The following is a 16,371-nucleotide window of genomic DNA, read 5'->3' as shown; positions in this document are numbered from 1 at the left end:
TATGCCCAGGGCTCTCTCTTGAATTCTGAGAAAATCTTGTAGACACTCTGTCGCCTGATCCCCAAAATGCCCGATAGTGGTACTAAGGGTTTTGTGTAGCGGATAACAAATGTCCATCACACCGGAAAGTGCCAGGCAGCTCTTGCAGTCTGAGGATTTTGGGGAGCGACTCCGCGGCGTTAACCAATTACGACAGCTCGACCCGGCCATCGCCTTTGACATGGTGCAGTTAGCTGCCCAGGACGGCAATGATCGAGTACGTTACGCGGCCATTAGCCAACTAGCTAGCCTGGGCCATCAAGATGGGAACCGCTTGCTAGGGCTATTGCGTCAGGCGTTACTGAGCGATCCTGAACCTGACGTTCAAGCGGCGGCGGCAGACACTATCGGTGCCTTGAAATTATCGGGGCTGTTTGAGGATTTGAAAGCCCAGTATTATGAAAGTTCAGAATGGCTAGTCCAGTTCAGCATTATTGCAGCCCTAGGAGAGTTTGGTGACCCTAGGGCCTTTGATTTGCTGCGAGAGGCCCTGGGGTCGGACAACGAATTGGTGAAGACCGCAGCCATTGGCTCCCTGGGCGAGTTGCAGGATGAGCGCGCTATCCCTTTACTATTGCCCTTCGTAGAAGATGCCGACTGGCAGGTACGCCATCGCCTGGTCACGGCCTTGCATCATTTCACGGCTCCAGAGGCCCGGGCGGCCCTAGAGCGCCTGACTCAGGATGAGTCTGAGATCGTTGCTCAGGCGGCTACTCAGCATTTGAGTATTCAAACAGGTGGCTAAGGCAGAGGGACCAACTGCTGGCTGATAAACGCTGGTTTCAAACAGTCTCTTGGGCCCAGAGTGTACGACCTGAATTCCGGGTCGTGCTGCGCTTGTCCGGAATGACGTATTGCAGTTGTTATAAATCATTACTCTGCAGATTTTATTGGCGAGATTGCTTGGCCCGCTCTAATACCTCTGATTCATCTAAGGGAGTGGGCGGATGGAAGGACAAACACAGCGGCACCGTGATTTTAATCGGGGGATTGATTGATTCAGAAACGGCATAAAACTCTCCTCGCTGCAGTTGAGCAATATCGTCCCCCTGGCCGCCGCGTTGCTGGAGTTGATCCCGCACTACATCGATCGCTGCTGGAGAATTGCTGCGCCCATAGAACTGGGTTGAGCAGTTGGCGATAATATTATGGTCAATACTCTTGGGGGCTTGGGTGGCAAAGATCAGCCCTAGCCCGTATTTCCGAGCCTGGGCAGCGAGACGATTCAGGCTGGATTTACAGGGAGTCGATTGCCGAGACGGTAAAAAGTCCTTGGCCTCATCGATCACCAGCAGCCCCCGTAGGGGTTGACCTGCTGGGGCTGGGTGTTTCTTAATCCAGGTAAATAGGGTCATGGCCAGTTGATGGAGGAACTGCTGCTGCTGCGGCAGTCCAGACAGACCAATAAAGTTGAGAATCGAGAGGCGAGTTTTGGCAGACGAACCCTCTAGCCCTAGCAAAATGGCCGGGGCCAGTGGGGCGCCACTCTGACGCAGGAGGGGATTGTTGGCCATTTCTGCACTGAGTAAATCTGCCATGGCTTGGGCATGTTGGCTGGCTCTAGAAATGTTGCCGGCGGCATCCTCGGGGAGGTCTCTTAAAAAGTCGGCAAAGCCCTCAAGATCACCGCCGCCGTTAGTTGCGAACACCTCTAGGGCATTTCTGAGAATGCCTCGCCGCACCTTGGCCGTGGCTGAATTGCCCGAGGCAACGATATCTTGCAGACTGTCGCGGGCCATGTCGATGGCCTGATTGAGTTCATCGGCGTTGTTCGTGAGGGCGGCAAAATCCGGTAGCGGGTTCAGGGTGACTGCATTGCCAGCTTCACGGCCAGGGGTCCAAACGGCGACATCGACGGATTGATGGTACTGCTGGGCTTGGCGACGGTCGAGGTGATCCCATGCCGCTGGTGTTTCTGGCCATGGATCTCCCATGCGGGCCAGATCATTGGCCCCATCAATGACAATGGCCGGGATCTGCTTCAGGATGGCTTCTTCCACCAGTCGACGCACCAGCACGGTTTTCCCCGCCCCGCTGCCGGCCAGGATGACGATGTGTTTGGTTAAGGCCTCTAGGGGAATCGCGACGATGTCTTGGGGCTGTCTAAGCTGTCGGCCAATGGGCAGGCCAACCGGCGAGGGTGCGACAGGGTGATCTCCTGAATGTGGCGATTTCAGTGGCAACTCATCTGGCTTGTCAGGTGCTGGTTGAGGAGGGGAATCTAGCGTCCCCGAAGAGACCGTTTTCCCAGAGGAGAATACATCGACGGTATCGCCAAATAGCCAGGTGACGGTGGATTGAAAGCACCGCAGTTGTGACACTGGACGACGCTGATGCAGCCAGGTATCAAAATGTTCCATTGACCTGATCTGATGCAGGGCTGCCAAGAGGCGCAATTCAGCCTCGTCGGGATAGACCATTAAGCCGCCTGCTTCAGTAAATCGGTGGCTCAATTCTTGAGTAGTTGCACCACCAGGAATATCACCGACTCTGACAATGAGCAGCCGCCGAAAACTCAGGGCATGGTCGATACCAGCCGTGGTCATGGCCGTTTTCAGGCGGGCGCGGTAGGCGGCATGATGCGATCGCAACAGCGCCCTCAAGGACAAATGCTTCTCCCGGTCCCCTTCGTTGCGGTAAATCAGCCTCACCCTGGCGTGAAGTTGAGGATAATTTTTGCCGCCTGGAAAGTTGACCTCTACCTCGCTGTCCACCGTATCTGGAGTCGGGTTCTCCGCAACCAAGCACTTTGCAGCGGTTTGCAGCCACTGCCCTAACACAGCATCTTCTTGGGTCTCATCTAGGGCAGCCCTGATGTCAACCTGTTGCTGAGCCGTTGCGAATGCCTGATCAATTGCCTCGAGGTCGACAGGAGGATCATCTATGACTACGTCGTTACCAAATGAATGAATTTCCTGAATTTCTCCTGCCACTAAGCAATGCTGTTGATGCTCATAGCAACGCTTTAAAATCCGTCTCGGGGAATGACGAATAGCAGATTGGAAAAATGATTTGGAAAATGGCCAAGTAGAGTAGGGGGCAACAAAACCAACCTGCTCATATGCCTGCTGAAGGCGTTTTTCAACAATGGCTCGAGCAACTTCAGAACTAATAACTCGTCCTAGGATGAGCGGTCTATGAAAGCGATCTTGAAATGTACTAATAGCTTGATTTACAAGAACGTTCCAGGTTGATTCCAGACAAGAAACAATTATTTGCGTACGATAGATGGTATCACGTAGAGCCATTAATCCACCGCCAATACCTTCGATAATGGCTTTTGAGATACGTTGTTCTTCTGATAGATCTAAATCTGTAGAGCCACCGGCTCCATAGTGATGTTGCATCACGATAGAATCCAGTTGATCGAGAGCCAATACTGATGGTCGCTGCAAACTCATTAACCAAGACAAACCCTGTACGATTTTCCTGGGACTAGTCGCAATAGTTTGCCTGAAGCCAAATCGAGTTTTATCCTCAGTTTCGATTTCTAATCCCTGCAGCCAAGTATGACCAATACCCAAGATTTCAAAGCTATCAGAATTTAACAAAATTAAGGCTCGGATGACATCTTGGAACTCGGCTGCAGCTTTCCGATCAACTTGAGCTAGGGCATTCAAAACGTGCTTGATAGCATTTCTCAAAGACTTCTCAGGCAGAGCAGCCATCACACCTGAAGAGACCGATTTCCCTGTCAGGGAAACCAAATAACCCACTAAATCTCTTAGTTGAAATTGGGCCGTACCATCAACAGCATCTTCTTGTAATGAACTAATATAGCCCTGAAGAACAGTTTCCCAAAAGTCACGGACATCAGTCATATCGACCAGAATAAAATTGAGCCCATGGGTAATGGTATATTTACGAATTGCTCCAATGAGATGAGTTTTACCTACACCTCCCTCCCCTGCAATAACAATGCCAAGTGGCGCAAGCGGCTGAGATGTCTTTAGGAGTTGGTCAAGGGCAGAGGCGATAAAGTGGCGTTCCTGTTGGTGTAATCCCTCAATATCATCAATTATGTCTTCCCATACACTTTTAATGTGCATGGTCCAGTTAAAATCGACAGATTGAAGAGCCTGAAAAGCAATCGAATTTTCCACCGTTCTATATCCTAAGCCTTTAAGTATAAAATGTGACTTTTATGGCCATCAATATCGACAGCTGCCGCCTCATCTTCTGGCTTGATTTCATCTGGATCGTCTAAATGCATTAAGACTACATGTCCAGCTAACTCCATATTTCTCAATGCACTGTCAACTTCAGCTCGAGAAAAATTAGATAGATTATGTCGTAGGTCAGATAGTCGCACTCTAACGCTGTATTGACCACCTGTAATCTTGGTATAAGCAGCATGTATATGTTTTGTTAAGTCGACTTCGGCAACTTTCTCTAAATCATCATTATTCAGTTTGTGGGACTCAGGAGGTGGGTTGAGAAATTCAGCCAGGGAAATATTGTGCGATCGCAAAAATTCCCCTACTTTTCCTAGCAAGACTTGAAATGTGGGAATAGCAGTCGTAGCTCGACTCGGGAACTCGACTGTGAAGTCTGGAGATTGCAACCGTGTGGCCAGCCAATCCCAGGCTTTATCTTCTAGCACAATATGAGAAGCTCGACCTCGTTTCTCCAATCGAATCAAACCTGCATCAATCAGCTTTTTTCGCTCAGTTGGCGTTATGCCTGGCTTCACCTTTGACATCATCGGTTCATCGCCTGTGATTAGGAGACTCCAAATCACCAAATCCAGCTTGGGCGTTAATTCAATAGTCACAGAGACACCTCGCGGGTATGACAAAGCTGTCGGCGACGAAATCGCACCACGTCGCGGATCTTTTCTACCGCAACTTCGACATCGTTGAGCACCTCATCATGGGGCAGCCGCAGCACCACATAGTCGCTGATCAGGAGGTCATAGTCACGATGGCGATCCTGATTAAACCCAAACCGGTTACCGTGGTGGCGGTAACCATCCACTTCAACAATCACCCGACCCTCTAGCCACAGCAAATCTACCAGATAGGTCTGGCCCCTCTTCGTCCTCACCATCTGGTTGAAGCTAAATAGCTGCCCTAACTCCCTATCTCGAGCCAGCCATTGAGCCAATTTCTCCTCCCCTGGACTAAACGGATGCGGTCTACCGTGGATGGGAAATACCACATGTTTAGCTTCGTCTTCAGCGGTAGCAACCGCCGCCGTCAATGGGCAAGGCAGAACCTTAGCGCCATACAAGATCGAATCCAACGCCGCCGCTTGTGCTAGAGATTGAGGCAGCCACAGGGCCACACGAGCCTGTGAATGGATGGCTATCCAATTGACGGCCCTAGCTAAGGCCAACAAACGATGGTCGGCAGGCCGGGGCTCCGCTAAGGCTAAGACTAGAACAATACCGGCTGGGTCAATGGCAAGGGCCAGTTGAGCCAGCTGCAGAGAGTGGGGAAATGGATCTAGAAGCGGCACCTTGCCCTGCTGTCGGGCTCGAACGGCTGCTTTCAGCCATGGCAACGATACTCCAGCCTCACGCCTCTGCCAGTCTAGACAGCGATAGCTGTTGAGGACGGCGGCTTCTGTGGTAGCATCATCGGCAAATAAGTTGTCCTGGCAATACCAGCTGGGCCAGAGTCTATAGACAACCTCTGCCAAGGTCTGGAGCACACTCTGAATAATCCCCTCGTGCTCGGACAATTGGGGCCAGCTGTGAAACACCAGCCGTAGATTTGCTGAGCAAATTTCCTCAGCCAGTATTACCTGCGACCATGCTTCCGCTCCTCCGTCCCATAGGAAGGTCTGAACTTGCCCTGGAGCAATGTCGAAGGTCTTGAGTAACACGATGTCGCCGAGGAGACTCCCCTCTAAGCAGATGAACAGCCGTTGCACCTCTCCAGTCTGCCCAGACTTTTATGGAGAATCAAGAGCTACTTTGGGTGATTTGCGAAACGCCTACACAGCAGTTAGGGCAAATCTTCTAGGACCACCGCAAACGCTCCCTCAAGGTTGTTATTAGCCTTGCAAGCTTTTGAAGAATTCCTTTGCAAATTAGGTCTTAGGGTGCTCTTTCAGAGCGTTTGCCGTAGCCCAATGGCTGACTAGCCAGGGCTAGTCCCGTCTCTAACTTGGCGAAACAGGCTAATATGCTTGCTTTCTTGGAATGACTGCTGGTTAGCAGCTCGCCGGCTTGTTGAGTTAAGACTACTGAGAGCAGCGTCGCTAGGCGTCCCAAAACCGTCTCAATGGTCGGTGTGTATAGTAATGAACGGCCGATTAAGGAGTAGCCCTGTCAATGCGCCGTTCTGATTGTCAGTTACCGCCGCCGTTGCAACCTGGGGATTGTCTACGGGTAATTGCCCCCAGTGGTGCCTTACGGGAGTTGGAGGCTTTTCAGGCCGGGGTAGATATCTGGCGGCGGCGGGGCTATCGCATAGAGCTGAGCCCTGGCTATGATCACCAATGGGGGTATCTGGCGGGCCATGATGCCGCTCGCCGCCAGCAACTGCAGCAGGCCTGGCTGGATCCGGATTGTCGAGGCATCCTCTGTGCCCGCGGCGGCTTTGGCGGCACCCGCCTGCTGGAGGCGTGGCGTTGGCCTTCGACCGAGCCCAAATGGCTGATTGGCTTTTCGGATATCACCAGCCTGTTGTGGAGTCTAGCCAAGCTGGGGATCGCCGGGGTCCATGGACCTCTCTTGACTACTCTGGCCCAGGAACCGCAGTGGTCGCGCCAGCGCCTATTTGACTGGATCGAGGGCCGTTCTGTGGCCCCCTTACAGGGTCGGGGCTGGCACCAAGGGAAAACACGGGGACGACTGCTTCCGGCCAACTTGACGGTGGCTACTCATCTGTTAGGTACCGCCGATGAGCCTGATTTGGACGGAGTGATTCTGGCTTTAGAAGATGTCACTGAGGCTCCCTATCGCATTGACCGCCTGCTGACCCATTGGCGGGCTAGTGGCAAACTCCAGCGAGTTGGTGGCATTGCCCTAGGGCGCTTTAGCCGCTGTCTTCCCGCCGAGCATACACCCAGCTTCAGTGTGGCTGAGGTACTGTGCGATCGCATCGGCGATCTCGGCATTCCCGTCGTCTCCGATCTACCCTTCGGCCATGATGGCGTCAACGCCGCCCTGCCAGTGGGTGTGCCAGCAGAGCTCAATGGTGACCAGGGCCAGCTTACCCTTTTACCTACCGCTGGGTAGACTGCTGTAAACCCCCGTAGAATATAGGAGTCGTCGCTCTAACCAGGCCTGTGGTTCCCCTACGTGATGAGAATCCCACCCAAACGACGCCCCATGTCACCTATACCCTGATTCTCATCAATGTCCTCATCTTCCTCTACGAGCTCAGTCTGCCCTCTTCAGCCCAGCTGCAGCAGTTCTTTGATACCTGGGCCATCGTGCCTGAGCAACTAACTGCCAGCTTTGCCGGTCAAGCGTCCCCGCAGGAATGGTTCACCCTAATTACGTCTCAGTTTCTACATGGTGGCATTCTGCACATCGGCGGCAACATGCTCTATCTCTGGGTGTTTGGCAACAACATTGAAGAGCAGCTGGGCAAAGGACGCTTCGTGATTTTTTATCTGGGGTGTGGGGTGTTGGCTGCCCTGGCCCAGTGGATATTCGCCCCCCTCTCTGCAGTGCCAACCCTGGGAGCCAGTGGTGCCATTGCTGGCGTCATGGGAGCCTACATCCTGCGGTTTCCCCGGGCCTACATCCTCACCCTGCTGCCTCTCTTTTTCTTTATTACTACCGTGCGGGTGCCAGCCTTATTTTTCCTGGGGTTCTGGTTCGTGCAGCAGGCCCTTTATGGATTGGCTAGTTTAGGAGCAAACGCCGATGTCGGCGCTGGTGGCGTCGCCTACTGGGCCCATGCCGGCGGCTTTGTCTTCGGTATCATTCTGGGTCCCCTGTTGGGCCTGATGGATACCAAGGGGCCTTCCCGCCGCTATTAGTCATAAATAAAGCGCCTATCCCTTGCCGAGATAGACGCCAGGCTATGGTCCCGCTACAGGCGGAAAGCTATACCCCTTGACGAGAAATCAGTTTTTCGAAATCAGCTTGGGTTTGGTGCAATAGCGTCTCACGACGATCGCCCCGATGTTGCAGTGCCGGTACCAGGTTACGAGCCTGCAGGGCCATATGCAGTTGCAAATGGGCGACATACTCGCTGAAGTCTTCGCGCTCAGTATTGACAGCGTTGTTTACAGCGTCGATAGCGTTCTCAGACAGTGCCACAGAACCCTCTCCCTAATGTAACGATGTGCAATGAGAACGTTACGAACGTAACATGGTCCTTCCAGGCTGCGTGAAAGCATGCAACGAAGCTTAATGGTACGAGCTGCTGCCTGCTCAGGCCTCTAGTCACCCCAAAGGCATAGGGTCTGGTGTCATTGCCTTCCAGAGACTGGCGGTTGGTCCAAGCCCAACTCCGCAGGGGGACTGGTCAGGGGCCTACAATATAGCCACTGTTAACCAGCTTGAGTGCCCGTCATACCTTGACGATGTCTATGACCGGTTCCCCTGCCGCCAACCCGTCTGCCGCTGATCTGCCAGAGCGGCTGGCCAAGCATACCGTCCGCTACAGCGACCATGGTTCCGTTAACTGGGATGATCTGACGCCGATGATGCAGCACTATGTGGCCATCAAGGAGGAACATCCCCACGCCCTGCTGCTGTACCGCGTCGGTGATTTTTTCGAGACCTTTTTTCAGGATGCCATCACCATCGCCCGGGAACTAGAACTGGTGCTGACCAGCAAGGACGCCGGCAAGGCCATTGGCCGGGTGCCCTTGGCCGGCATTCCCCACCACGCGCTAGACCGCTACTGCACTGCCCTGGTGGAGAAGGGTTTTGCCATTGCTATCTGTGACCAGGTGGAAGATCCGGCCCTGGCCCAGGGGCTGGTGAAGCGGGAAGTCACCCGGGTGATGACCCCAGGCACAGTGCTGGAAGAGGGCATGCTCAGTGCCAGTCGCAATAACTTCCTGGCGGCGGTTGTGATGGCTGCAGACCACTGGGGCCTGGCCTATGCCGATGTCTCCACGGGGGAGTTTTTTACCACCCAGTCTCGCTCCCTAAAGCAGCTCACCCAAGAGGTAATGCGTCTGCAGCCGGCCGAGACCCTGGTGCCCACCAATGCCCCTGATATCATCACGTTGCTGCGGCCAGGGGAACCCTCCGAGCATCTGCCCGATTGTCTACCGCGCCAGTTTTGCTATACCCTGCGGCCCCAGGCCCCCTTTACCCAAAGCGAAGCCCGCCAGCGACTGCTACAGCGGTTTCGCCTCCGTTCCTTAGAAGGGTTGGGCTGTGAACACCTACCGTTGGCCGTACGGGCTGCTGGGGGGCTGTTGGAGTACCTGGAAGACACCCAGAAATCGATGCAGGTGCCCTTGCAGTCCCTGGCCACCTATACCCTGAGCGAGTATCTTGTCATCGATCACCAAACCCGCCGCAACCTGGAAATTACTCAGACCGCCCGCGATAGCACTTTCCATGGTTCCCTGCTATGGGCCTTAGACCGCACCGTGACCGCCATGGGCAGTCGGGCTCTGCGTCGCTGGCTGCTGCAGCCTCTCTTAGATATTGAGGCCATTCAGGCTCGCCAAGACACCCTAGAAGACCTGGTTCAAGATGGTAATCTGCGGCAAATCCTGCAGCAGCGCCTGAAGCAAATCTATGATCTGGAGCGGCTAGCCGGTCGAGCCGGCTCTGGCACCGCCAATGCCAGGGATCTGGTGGCCCTGGCGGATTCGTTTGCCCGCTTACCAGAACTGGCGGCCTTGGTAGCCTCGGCTCAATCTGCTTACCTAAAGGCACTACAAATGGTGCCGCCTGAATTGGAACAGTTGGGTCAGGTGTTGCGATCGCATCTGGTCGACACCCCGCCCCTCTATCTGAATGAGGGCAACCTGATCCGCGATGGCGTCAACGACAAGCTCGATAGCCTGCGGCAACAGGTGGCCGGAGATCAACAGTGGATCGCCAACCTAGAAGCCGTAGAGCGGCAGCGTAGCGGCATTGCTACCCTCAAGGTGGGGTTTAACAAGGCCTTTGGCTACTACATCAGCATCTCTCGGGCCAAAGCCGAGCAGGCCCCGGCCGACTATATCCGCAAGCAAACCCTGACCAACGAAGAACGCTACATCACCCCGGAACTGAAGGAACGGGAAGCCCGGGTCTTTAACCTACAAGCTGAAATTCACAGCCTGGAGTACGACATCTTCGTGCAGTTGCGGCAGCAGGTAGGCCAACACACCGACTGTATCCGCCGCGTGGCTCAGGCTGTGGCTGCCGTCGATGTGCTCTGTGGGTTGGCCGAAGTCGCCGTCTATCAAGGCTATTGCCGCCCCCACATGGGACAGCACCGTCAGATCGCCATCGAGGCTGGCCGTCATCCAGTGGTAGAGCAGTTGCTCCCGACCGGCTTCTTCGTGCCCAACGCCACGGCATTAGGAGCAGACCAGTCAACAGGCAGCGGACAGGCACTGGCAGGCACTCAACCCCGATCATCCCCCGACCCGGATTTAATTATTCTCACTGGCCCCAACGCCAGTGGTAAAAGTTGCTATCTGCGTCAGGTGGGGTTGATTCAATTGATGGCTCAGGTGGGCAGTTTTGTCCCGGCCCAGGCGGCTAGCTTGGGCATTTGCGATCGCATCTTCACCCGAGTCGGGGCCGTAGATGACCTAGCCACCGGTCAATCCACCTTCATGGTGGAGATGAACGAAACCGCCAACATCCTCAACCATGCCAGCGAACATTCCCTGGTGCTCCTGGATGAGATTGGCCGGGGCACCGCCACCTTCGATGGCCTCTCCATCGCCTGGGCCGTCGCCGAGCACCTGGCCAGCGACATCCGCGCCTGCACCATCTTCGCCACCCATTACCACGAGCTCAACGAACTCTCCGGCATCCTCGACAACGTGGCCAACTACCAGGTGACGGTGAAGGAAATGCCAGATCAGATCATCTTTCTACACCAGGTGCGCCCCGGTGGCGCCGACCGCTCCTACGGCATCGAAGCCGGCCGCCTAGCTGGGTTGCCGCCATCGGTGATCCGGCGGGCCAAACAGGTCATGCATCAGATCGAACAACACAGCAAGATTGCCGTGGGGCTACGCCGGGGCAGTCGCCCCAAGTCGTCTCCTCATAAGCCGTCTGACGATACTGTGGCCGAGCCCGTAGAGCAGTTGGGCATTTTCGATGCCTGAAGGCAGCCCAGATTAATCCACCAGCCGCACCCGTCCCATGCGGACATAGTCGAATACGCGGTTGATCTGGCTGCGGTCTAAGGGGTCCAGGGTAGCGTCTGCTAGCATAGCCGAGACCAGGGTGAGATGGTCGCAGCGGCTCAAGCGCCCCTGATGGATCGCCTGGTGCACGAGTTGATAAATCCTGGCCTGGGCAGCAGTGGTCATTGTTCCCATCACGGTACGAGTCCAAATGCGTGTGGATAGCATGGGCCAGACGGCTGAGGCTGGCATGGGTCGTCCGCCCCTCTCGGTAAGCATCATCTGGCCGAGACTGGTAGTCGAGTGAACGAGGTGCCATCACTGCCACGATTTCGTAGTGGATATGAGGCAATAACCCGTTGTCTTCTCAGCACCCATCGCCACCTGATATCTGTATTACAGGCTGGATTGGCCTATCAGCGCAGCGCTAAATTCACGGAATCGTTACCACAGAAACGGTTAACGCTTCAGTAATTGTTCGGAGATAATGGCAAGATGCCTGGCCCAGGATGGATGCTAATTCCCCCGGCAGTTTCTACGCTAGAAGTAGCCATGTGTGTAGTCATGTATGACGTCGGCCTGATCGCTGAGGCATCATCAATCGATCCACGGCCATATCTGGTCTGCCGATAATGCTCAACCTATGGATATCTATCGCCTGAATGCCCTCTCAGACAACTACATCTTTGTCCTCCACGATAGGAATTACAACACTGCTGCCGTGGTGGATCCAGCCGAGGCTACCCCGGTCTTGCAGAAACTAGAGGAACTCGGAGCTCCCCTGGGGACCATCTTCAATACCCATCACCACGCCGACCATGTGGGTGGCAACCGGCAGCTGTTAGCCCACTATCCTGAGGCGGTGGTCTATGGCGGCGCCGAAGATTGCGATCGCATTCCTGGCCAACAGATCTTTCTGCAGGAGGGCGACACCGTTACCTTCGCCGGTCGTACCGGCACCGTCCTATTCGTACCGGGACATACTCGGGCCCACATCGCCTACTATTTTTCCCCCGCCCCCGGTAGCGACTGGGGCGATCTCTTCTGCGGCGATACCCTCTTTGCCGGTGGCTGTGGTCGCTTGTTTGAGGGCACGCCTGAGCAGATGGTGCAATCCCTCAGCAAGATTCGGACCTTACCTGACCAAACCCGCATTTGGTGCGCCCACGAATATACCCTGAAAAATCTGAAATTTGCCCTCACCGTAGATGGCCAAAACCCTGATCTGCAACAGCGATTCGCCATGGTCAAGGCCGCTCGCCAACGGCAGCAGGCTACAATCCCCTCGGACCTAGGCCTAGAAAAGGCCACAAATCCCTTCCTACGCTGGGATCATCTGGCTCTACAAAAGGCTGTCCAGAGTCACGAACCCGTGCAAGCCTTTGCTCGCCTGCGGAGCCGGAAGGATCAGTTTTAAGCCCCGTAGGAGGCGGAAGATTGGTGGGCCAAGTCGGAGCAGGTTTCATCGCCTTCATCTTCATTCAAACCCAGGGCATTCACATAGCTGGTGACGGTAGCAGGTTGAGCATTAAGAGAGGATGCTCCACACCAAGAGGACAAACCACCGAAACGAGGACTCCCGACTAAAGACTAGACGCAGTCTCCCCTAAGATTTGCTCAAGACGTTGGCATAGCTCCATAATATTGCTGGCTGAAACGTTCTATATCAGCCAGTTTTGGACATGATGGGTGATTCGACTTAACCCACGTCCGTTTTTCTTGGTGTCTTGCCAGCGGACTGAAAACTTTCCACTGTCCAGTTCTAGAGCTTGAGCAGCTTTTCGCCAAAATGAGAATTGCTGTCGTAGCCAGCAGAGTGTTGATATTTGATGCTCTACTAGTGTAGTGTAATAGACTGTGCGTTTTTGCAGGCCCTATGAACGCTGAGGAGATCATCCGCTCTATCGAAGCGGACTACTATAAGGACGATATCCCCGAAATTTACGTCGGCGACACTGTCCGCGTCGGTGTAATTATTCAGGAAGGGGGAAAAGAGCGGGTTCAGCCCTATGAAGGCACGGTGATTGCCAAGCGCAATGGTGGCATCAATGCCAGCATTACTGTCCGCCGTATCTTTCAGGGTATTGGTGTAGAGCGGGTCTTCCTGCTGCACGCCCCTCGCATTGCTAACATCAAAGTCATTCGTCGTGGTAAAGCTCGTCGAGCCAAGCTGTACTACCTGCGTAATCGGGTTGGTAAGGCAACACGTCTGAAGCAACGGTTCGACCGGCCTATCTAACGGTAGACTAAGGATGAGCTAGGATTTAGCTTGATTGATTCAGGTTAAATCTATTCAAATTGACTCTGGCCGTATGCGTCCTTAGTTCAGTTGGTAGAACGCGGGTCTCCAAAACCCGATGTCGGGGGTTCGAGTCCTCCAGGGCGCGCTGAGTCACCATTACAATCTACCCGAAGTTCTTAGGGACTCAGCTTGACGTGTCAGGACTTCGGGTAGAATTGTCGTTCGGTGGTGAGGGCCTTTCAGACAGGCAATGAGACTGCTTATCATAGAAGGAGTTTGCAGCTTGAGGCCAGACGCTAAATGCATTGTCGTAGGCTGATTCAGCTAGTAAAAGTATTTGGTGTGCTTGAGTTGCCGAGGTTGAATACGCAGGAGTCTATAGGCAGTGGCTAAAAAAGATACGAAATCTGACCCGAAGCGCGATAATGCTAAGGCTCAATCCAAGGCTCAATCCAAGGCTCAATCCAAGGCTCAATCGACGGCAGAGGAGGGCTTTAATCTAGCTAAGTTCTTGGAGGGTACCAAGGAAGAGCTAGGCAAAGTTGTTTGGCCCAGTCGGCAGCAGTTAATCAGCGAATCTGCCGCCGTAATTCTGATGGTGAGCCTTTCCGCTTCCTTGATTTATTTAATCGATCAGGTTTTCGGATGGGCGTCTAGACAGGTGTTTTAGAGATGGCGTTGACAGCAGACGATTTCAACGACGGCTTCAATGACGACGTGGAATCTGCAGATATCTCATCGGCTGATGTAGTTGATGAGGGTGAGGCCCAAGCGATTTCTGAAAAGCAGGGACGCTGGTATGCCGTGCAGGTGGCTTCTGGGTGTGAAAATCGAGTGAAGCTGAATCTGGAGCAGCGCATCAAGACCTTCGATGTAGCTGATCGAGTCTTTCAGATCGAGATCCCCCAAACTCCGGCAGTTAAGCTTCGTAAGGATGGTAGTCGCCAGAACATTGAGGAGAAGGTCTTTCCAGGCTATGTGCTGGTGCGCATGCTGATGGATGATGAGGCTTGGTCTGTCGTCAAAAATACCCCCCATGTGATTAACTTTGTGGGGGCGGAGCAGCGGCGTCGCTATGGTCGCGGTCGGGGTCATGTGAAACCCATGCCCCTGAGTCGAGCTGAAGTTAAGCGCATCTTCAAGCGGACTGAGGAACAGAAGCCTGTTGTCAAAATTGATATGGCCACTGGCGACAAGATTTTGGTGCTGTCGGGTCCATTCAAAGATTTTGAGGGTGAGGTGATTGAAGTCAGTCCTGAACGTCACAAATTGAAGGCGTTGCTGTCAATCTTTGGGCGTGATACCCCAGTGGAGTTGGAATTCAACCAGGTTCAAAAAGAGAGTTAGTCGATGGCGAAGAAAGTAGTTGCGATTATTAAATTAGCGATTCCAGCAGGGAAGGCAAATCCGGCTCCCCCCATTGGCCCAGCTCTAGGTCAGCATGGCGTCAATATCATGGCGTTCTGCAAGGAATACAATGCCAGAACGGCGGATAAGGTGGGGCTGGTAGTGCCAGTCGAGATTTCGGTGTTTGAAGACCGCAGCTTCACCTTCATCCTCAAGACTCCCCCAGCGTCGGTCTTGATTAAAAAGGCGGCCGGGATTGAGAAGGGATCCGGGGAACCTCGCACTCAAAAGGTGGGATCCATTAGCCGTGACCAACTGCGAGAGATCGCCGAGACCAAAATGCCCGACCTCAATGCCAACGATATTGAAGCGGCTATGCGCATCGTGGAAGGGACAGCCCGGAATATGGGCGTCACGGTATCTGGCTAGGTTCTTTGCCTCAGCCTAGGATTCTCTGCCATGATCAGGTGGAGTAGGGTATTGTAGAAAAGTTTGCCGTCATGGTCAGGTGGAGTAGGGTATTGTAGAAAAGTTTGCCGTCTCTAGGGCGGTATGTCCCATAGAGGGGGAGAGGTTGCGACTTCGTTATCACCCCAGGAGTAGTAATGGATTATGCCTAAGACAATTTCTCGACGACTTCAGGACCTTCACAAAAGGGTTGAGGATCAGCTGTACGAGCCCACGGAAGCCCTCACCTTACTGAAGGACACAGCCACGGCTAAGTTTCCGGAATCAGCAGAGGCCCATATTCGTTTGGGCATCGATCCTAAGTACACGGATCAGCAACTGAGAACGACGGTCATTTTGCCAAAGGGCACCGGGCAAACTGTGCGGGTGGCTGTAATTGCTCGAGGTGAAAATGTAACGGAAGCCAGTAGTGCCGGGGCTGACATGGCTGGTTCAGAGGATCTAATTGAGGAGATCTCTAAAGGCATGATGGACTTCGATGTCTTGATTGCCACTCCAGACATGATGCCCAAGGTGGCTAAGCTGGGGCGTCTGTTGGGGCCACGGGGCTTGATGCCGTCTCCCAAGGGTGGTACGGTGACCTTTAATTTGTCCCAGGCGATTGATGAGTTTAAGGCAGGTAAGCTCGAATTTCGAGCGGATCGGACTGGAATCGTTCATGTGATGTTCGGTAAGGCATCTTTTTCGGTGGCAGATCTGCTGATGAACTTAAAGGCCTTACAGGAATGTATCGATCGCAACCGGCCTTCGGGAGCTAAGGGGCGCTACTGGCGATGGTAACCCACATGGGTCATCAGTGATAGCGCCCTACGGGATATTAAGATGGCTGATATTGCCTAAGGCAAGCCAAGATATCCCTACTGCAAACATTTCTCATGGAGAGGTAAGTTATTGACCCACGCCACAACTCCATAGCTTGGTAAGCCGGAGACAGCAGGTTGCCTGCGCATAAACCCTGCCGAGGTAGATGCCCTAGCCATTGCGATCGCACATTGATAGCGTGCGGCCGCCGCTTACTTTCAGGGCCTGTCCTCCGGTATTTCCCGGAGGTT

General features: G+C 53.9%; 14 protein-coding genes, 1 tRNA gene and 1 pseudogene. 11 read left to right on the top strand and 5 right to left on the bottom strand.

Annotated features, from left to right (window positions below):
- Positions 1–109 precede the first annotated feature (109 nt).
- Positions 110–784, top strand: a complete 675-nt coding sequence (gene nblB, locus XM38_RS20260; protein ID WP_080813194.1) for a phycobilisome degradation protein NblB — start codon at positions 110–112, stop codon at positions 782–784.
- A gap of 142 nt (positions 785–926) precedes the next feature.
- On the opposite strand, the gene XM38_RS20255 is transcribed toward nblB, so the two are convergent.
- The 3 genes from XM38_RS20255 to XM38_RS20245 all read right to left on the bottom strand — a co-directional run bounded on the left by XM38_RS20255 (position 927) and on the right by XM38_RS20245 (position 5,916).
- Positions 927–4,088 carry an ATP-binding protein gene (locus XM38_RS20255; RefSeq protein WP_088431799.1) on the bottom strand — a complete coding sequence of 1,054 codons (3,162 nt, stop codon included), beginning with the start codon at positions 4,086–4,088 and terminating at the stop codon, positions 927–929.
- Positions 4,089–4,153: 65 nt separating this feature from the next.
- Positions 4,154–4,813, bottom strand: a complete 660-nt coding sequence (locus XM38_RS20250; protein ID WP_088430870.1) for a hypothetical protein — start codon at positions 4,811–4,813, stop codon at positions 4,154–4,156.
- Positions 4,810–5,916 (bottom strand): endonuclease domain-containing protein, encoded by a 1,107-nt coding sequence (locus XM38_RS20245; protein ID WP_202978931.1) that lies wholly within the window; start codon positions 5,914–5,916, stop codon positions 4,810–4,812. The genes XM38_RS20250 and XM38_RS20245 overlap by 4 nt, the downstream gene beginning before the upstream one ends.
- Before the next feature lie 403 nt (positions 5,917–6,319).
- On the opposite strand from XM38_RS20245, the gene XM38_RS20240 reads away from it, so the two are divergent.
- Together XM38_RS20240 and XM38_RS20235 are read left to right on the top strand one after the other, a co-directional pair.
- Positions 6,320–7,228: a S66 peptidase family protein gene (locus XM38_RS20240; protein ID WP_080813198.1), complete on the top strand. Its 909-nt coding sequence runs from the start codon at positions 6,320–6,322 to the stop codon at positions 7,226–7,228.
- A gap of 50 nt (positions 7,229–7,278) precedes the next feature.
- A complete protein-coding gene (locus XM38_RS20235) occupies positions 7,279–7,980 on the top strand; it encodes a rhomboid family intramembrane serine protease (RefSeq protein ID WP_080813200.1) in 702 nt (233 codons plus the stop codon).
- A 67-nt stretch (positions 7,981–8,047) separates the two neighbouring features.
- Here the strand turns inward: XM38_RS20235 and XM38_RS20230 are convergent, their stop codons facing one another.
- Positions 8,048–8,263, bottom strand: a complete 216-nt coding sequence (locus tag XM38_RS20230) for a hypothetical protein (protein ID WP_225889371.1) — start codon at positions 8,261–8,263, stop codon at positions 8,048–8,050.
- Positions 8,264–8,535: 272 nt separating this feature from the next.
- On the opposite strand from XM38_RS20230, the gene mutS reads away from it, so the two are divergent.
- The gene (gene mutS, locus XM38_RS20225) at positions 8,536–11,241 is read left to right on the top strand and encodes a DNA mismatch repair protein MutS (protein ID WP_088430868.1); all 2,706 of its coding nucleotides are present in this window, start codon (positions 8,536–8,538) and stop codon (positions 11,239–11,241) included.
- A 12-nt stretch (positions 11,242–11,253) separates the two neighbouring features.
- Here the strand turns inward: mutS and XM38_RS20220 are convergent, their stop codons facing one another.
- Positions 11,254–11,457: a hypothetical protein gene (locus tag XM38_RS20220; RefSeq protein WP_187329483.1), complete on the bottom strand. Its 204-nt coding sequence runs from the start codon at positions 11,455–11,457 to the stop codon at positions 11,254–11,256.
- A 448-nt stretch (positions 11,458–11,905) separates the two neighbouring features.
- Here XM38_RS20220 and gloB point away from each other — a divergent pair, with 448 nt between their 5' ends.
- From gloB to rplA, 7 genes and pseudogenes are all read left to right on the top strand, one after another.
- Positions 11,906–12,679 carry a hydroxyacylglutathione hydrolase gene (gloB, locus tag XM38_RS20215; protein ID WP_088430864.1) on the top strand — a complete coding sequence of 258 codons (774 nt, stop codon included), beginning with the start codon at positions 11,906–11,908 and terminating at the stop codon, positions 12,677–12,679.
- Between the two features lie 459 nt (positions 12,680–13,138).
- On the top strand, positions 13,139–13,501 hold the full coding sequence (gene rplS / locus XM38_RS20210; RefSeq protein ID WP_080811139.1) for a 50S ribosomal protein L19: 363 nt from the start codon (positions 13,139–13,141) through the stop codon (positions 13,499–13,501).
- 75 nt (positions 13,502–13,576) lie between these two features.
- Positions 13,577–13,649, top strand: a tRNA-Trp gene (locus XM38_RS20205).
- 240 nt (positions 13,650–13,889) lie between these two features.
- Complete coding sequence (gene secE, locus XM38_RS28265; protein ID WP_080811137.1) at positions 13,890–14,174, top strand: preprotein translocase subunit SecE; 285 nt, start codon at positions 13,890–13,892, stop codon at positions 14,172–14,174.
- A gap of 2 nt (positions 14,175–14,176) precedes the next feature.
- Entirely contained in the window at positions 14,177–14,851 is a 675-nt protein-coding gene (gene nusG, locus XM38_RS20195) for a transcription termination/antitermination protein NusG (RefSeq protein ID WP_080811135.1), read from the top strand.
- A 3-nt stretch (positions 14,852–14,854) separates the two neighbouring features.
- Positions 14,855–15,280 (top strand): 50S ribosomal protein L11, encoded by a 426-nt coding sequence (gene rplK, locus XM38_RS20190; protein ID WP_080811133.1) that lies wholly within the window; start codon positions 14,855–14,857, stop codon positions 15,278–15,280.
- Between the two features lie 183 nt (positions 15,281–15,463).
- Positions 15,464–16,093 (top strand): annotated as a pseudogene (gene rplA / locus XM38_RS20185) (50S ribosomal protein L1); the annotation flags it as partial.
- Positions 16,094–16,371: the final 278 nt, after the last annotated feature.

This window comes from Halomicronema hongdechloris C2206 (assembly GCF_002075285.3).
In the GTDB taxonomy this organism is placed as follows: Bacteria; Cyanobacteriota; Cyanobacteriia; order Phormidesmidales; family Phormidesmidaceae; genus Halomicronema_B; species Halomicronema_B hongdechloris.
This window is presented reverse-complemented; position numbering and strand designations above follow the sequence as displayed.

Coding starts and splice junctions, on each gene's coding strand:
- XM38_RS20255 (WP_088431799.1), bottom strand. CDS start 4,088: ATGCACATTAAAAGTGTATGGGAAGACATAATTGATGATATTGAGGGA.
- XM38_RS20220 (WP_187329483.1), bottom strand. CDS start 11,457: ATGGGAACAATGACCACTGCTGCCCAGGCCAGGATTTATCAACTCGTG.
- rplS (WP_080811139.1), top strand. CDS start 13,139: ATGAACGCTGAGGAGATCATCCGCTCTATCGAAGCGGACTACTATAAG.
- gloB (WP_088430864.1), top strand. CDS start 11,906: ATGGATATCTATCGCCTGAATGCCCTCTCAGACAACTACATCTTTGTC.
- XM38_RS20240 (WP_080813198.1), top strand. CDS start 6,320: ATGCGCCGTTCTGATTGTCAGTTACCGCCGCCGTTGCAACCTGGGGAT.
- rplK (WP_080811133.1), top strand. CDS start 14,855: ATGGCGAAGAAAGTAGTTGCGATTATTAAATTAGCGATTCCAGCAGGG.
- nblB (WP_080813194.1), top strand. CDS start 110: ATGTCCATCACACCGGAAAGTGCCAGGCAGCTCTTGCAGTCTGAGGAT.
- mutS (WP_088430868.1), top strand. CDS start 8,536: ATGACCGGTTCCCCTGCCGCCAACCCGTCTGCCGCTGATCTGCCAGAG.
- nusG (WP_080811135.1), top strand. CDS start 14,177: ATGGCGTTGACAGCAGACGATTTCAACGACGGCTTCAATGACGACGTG.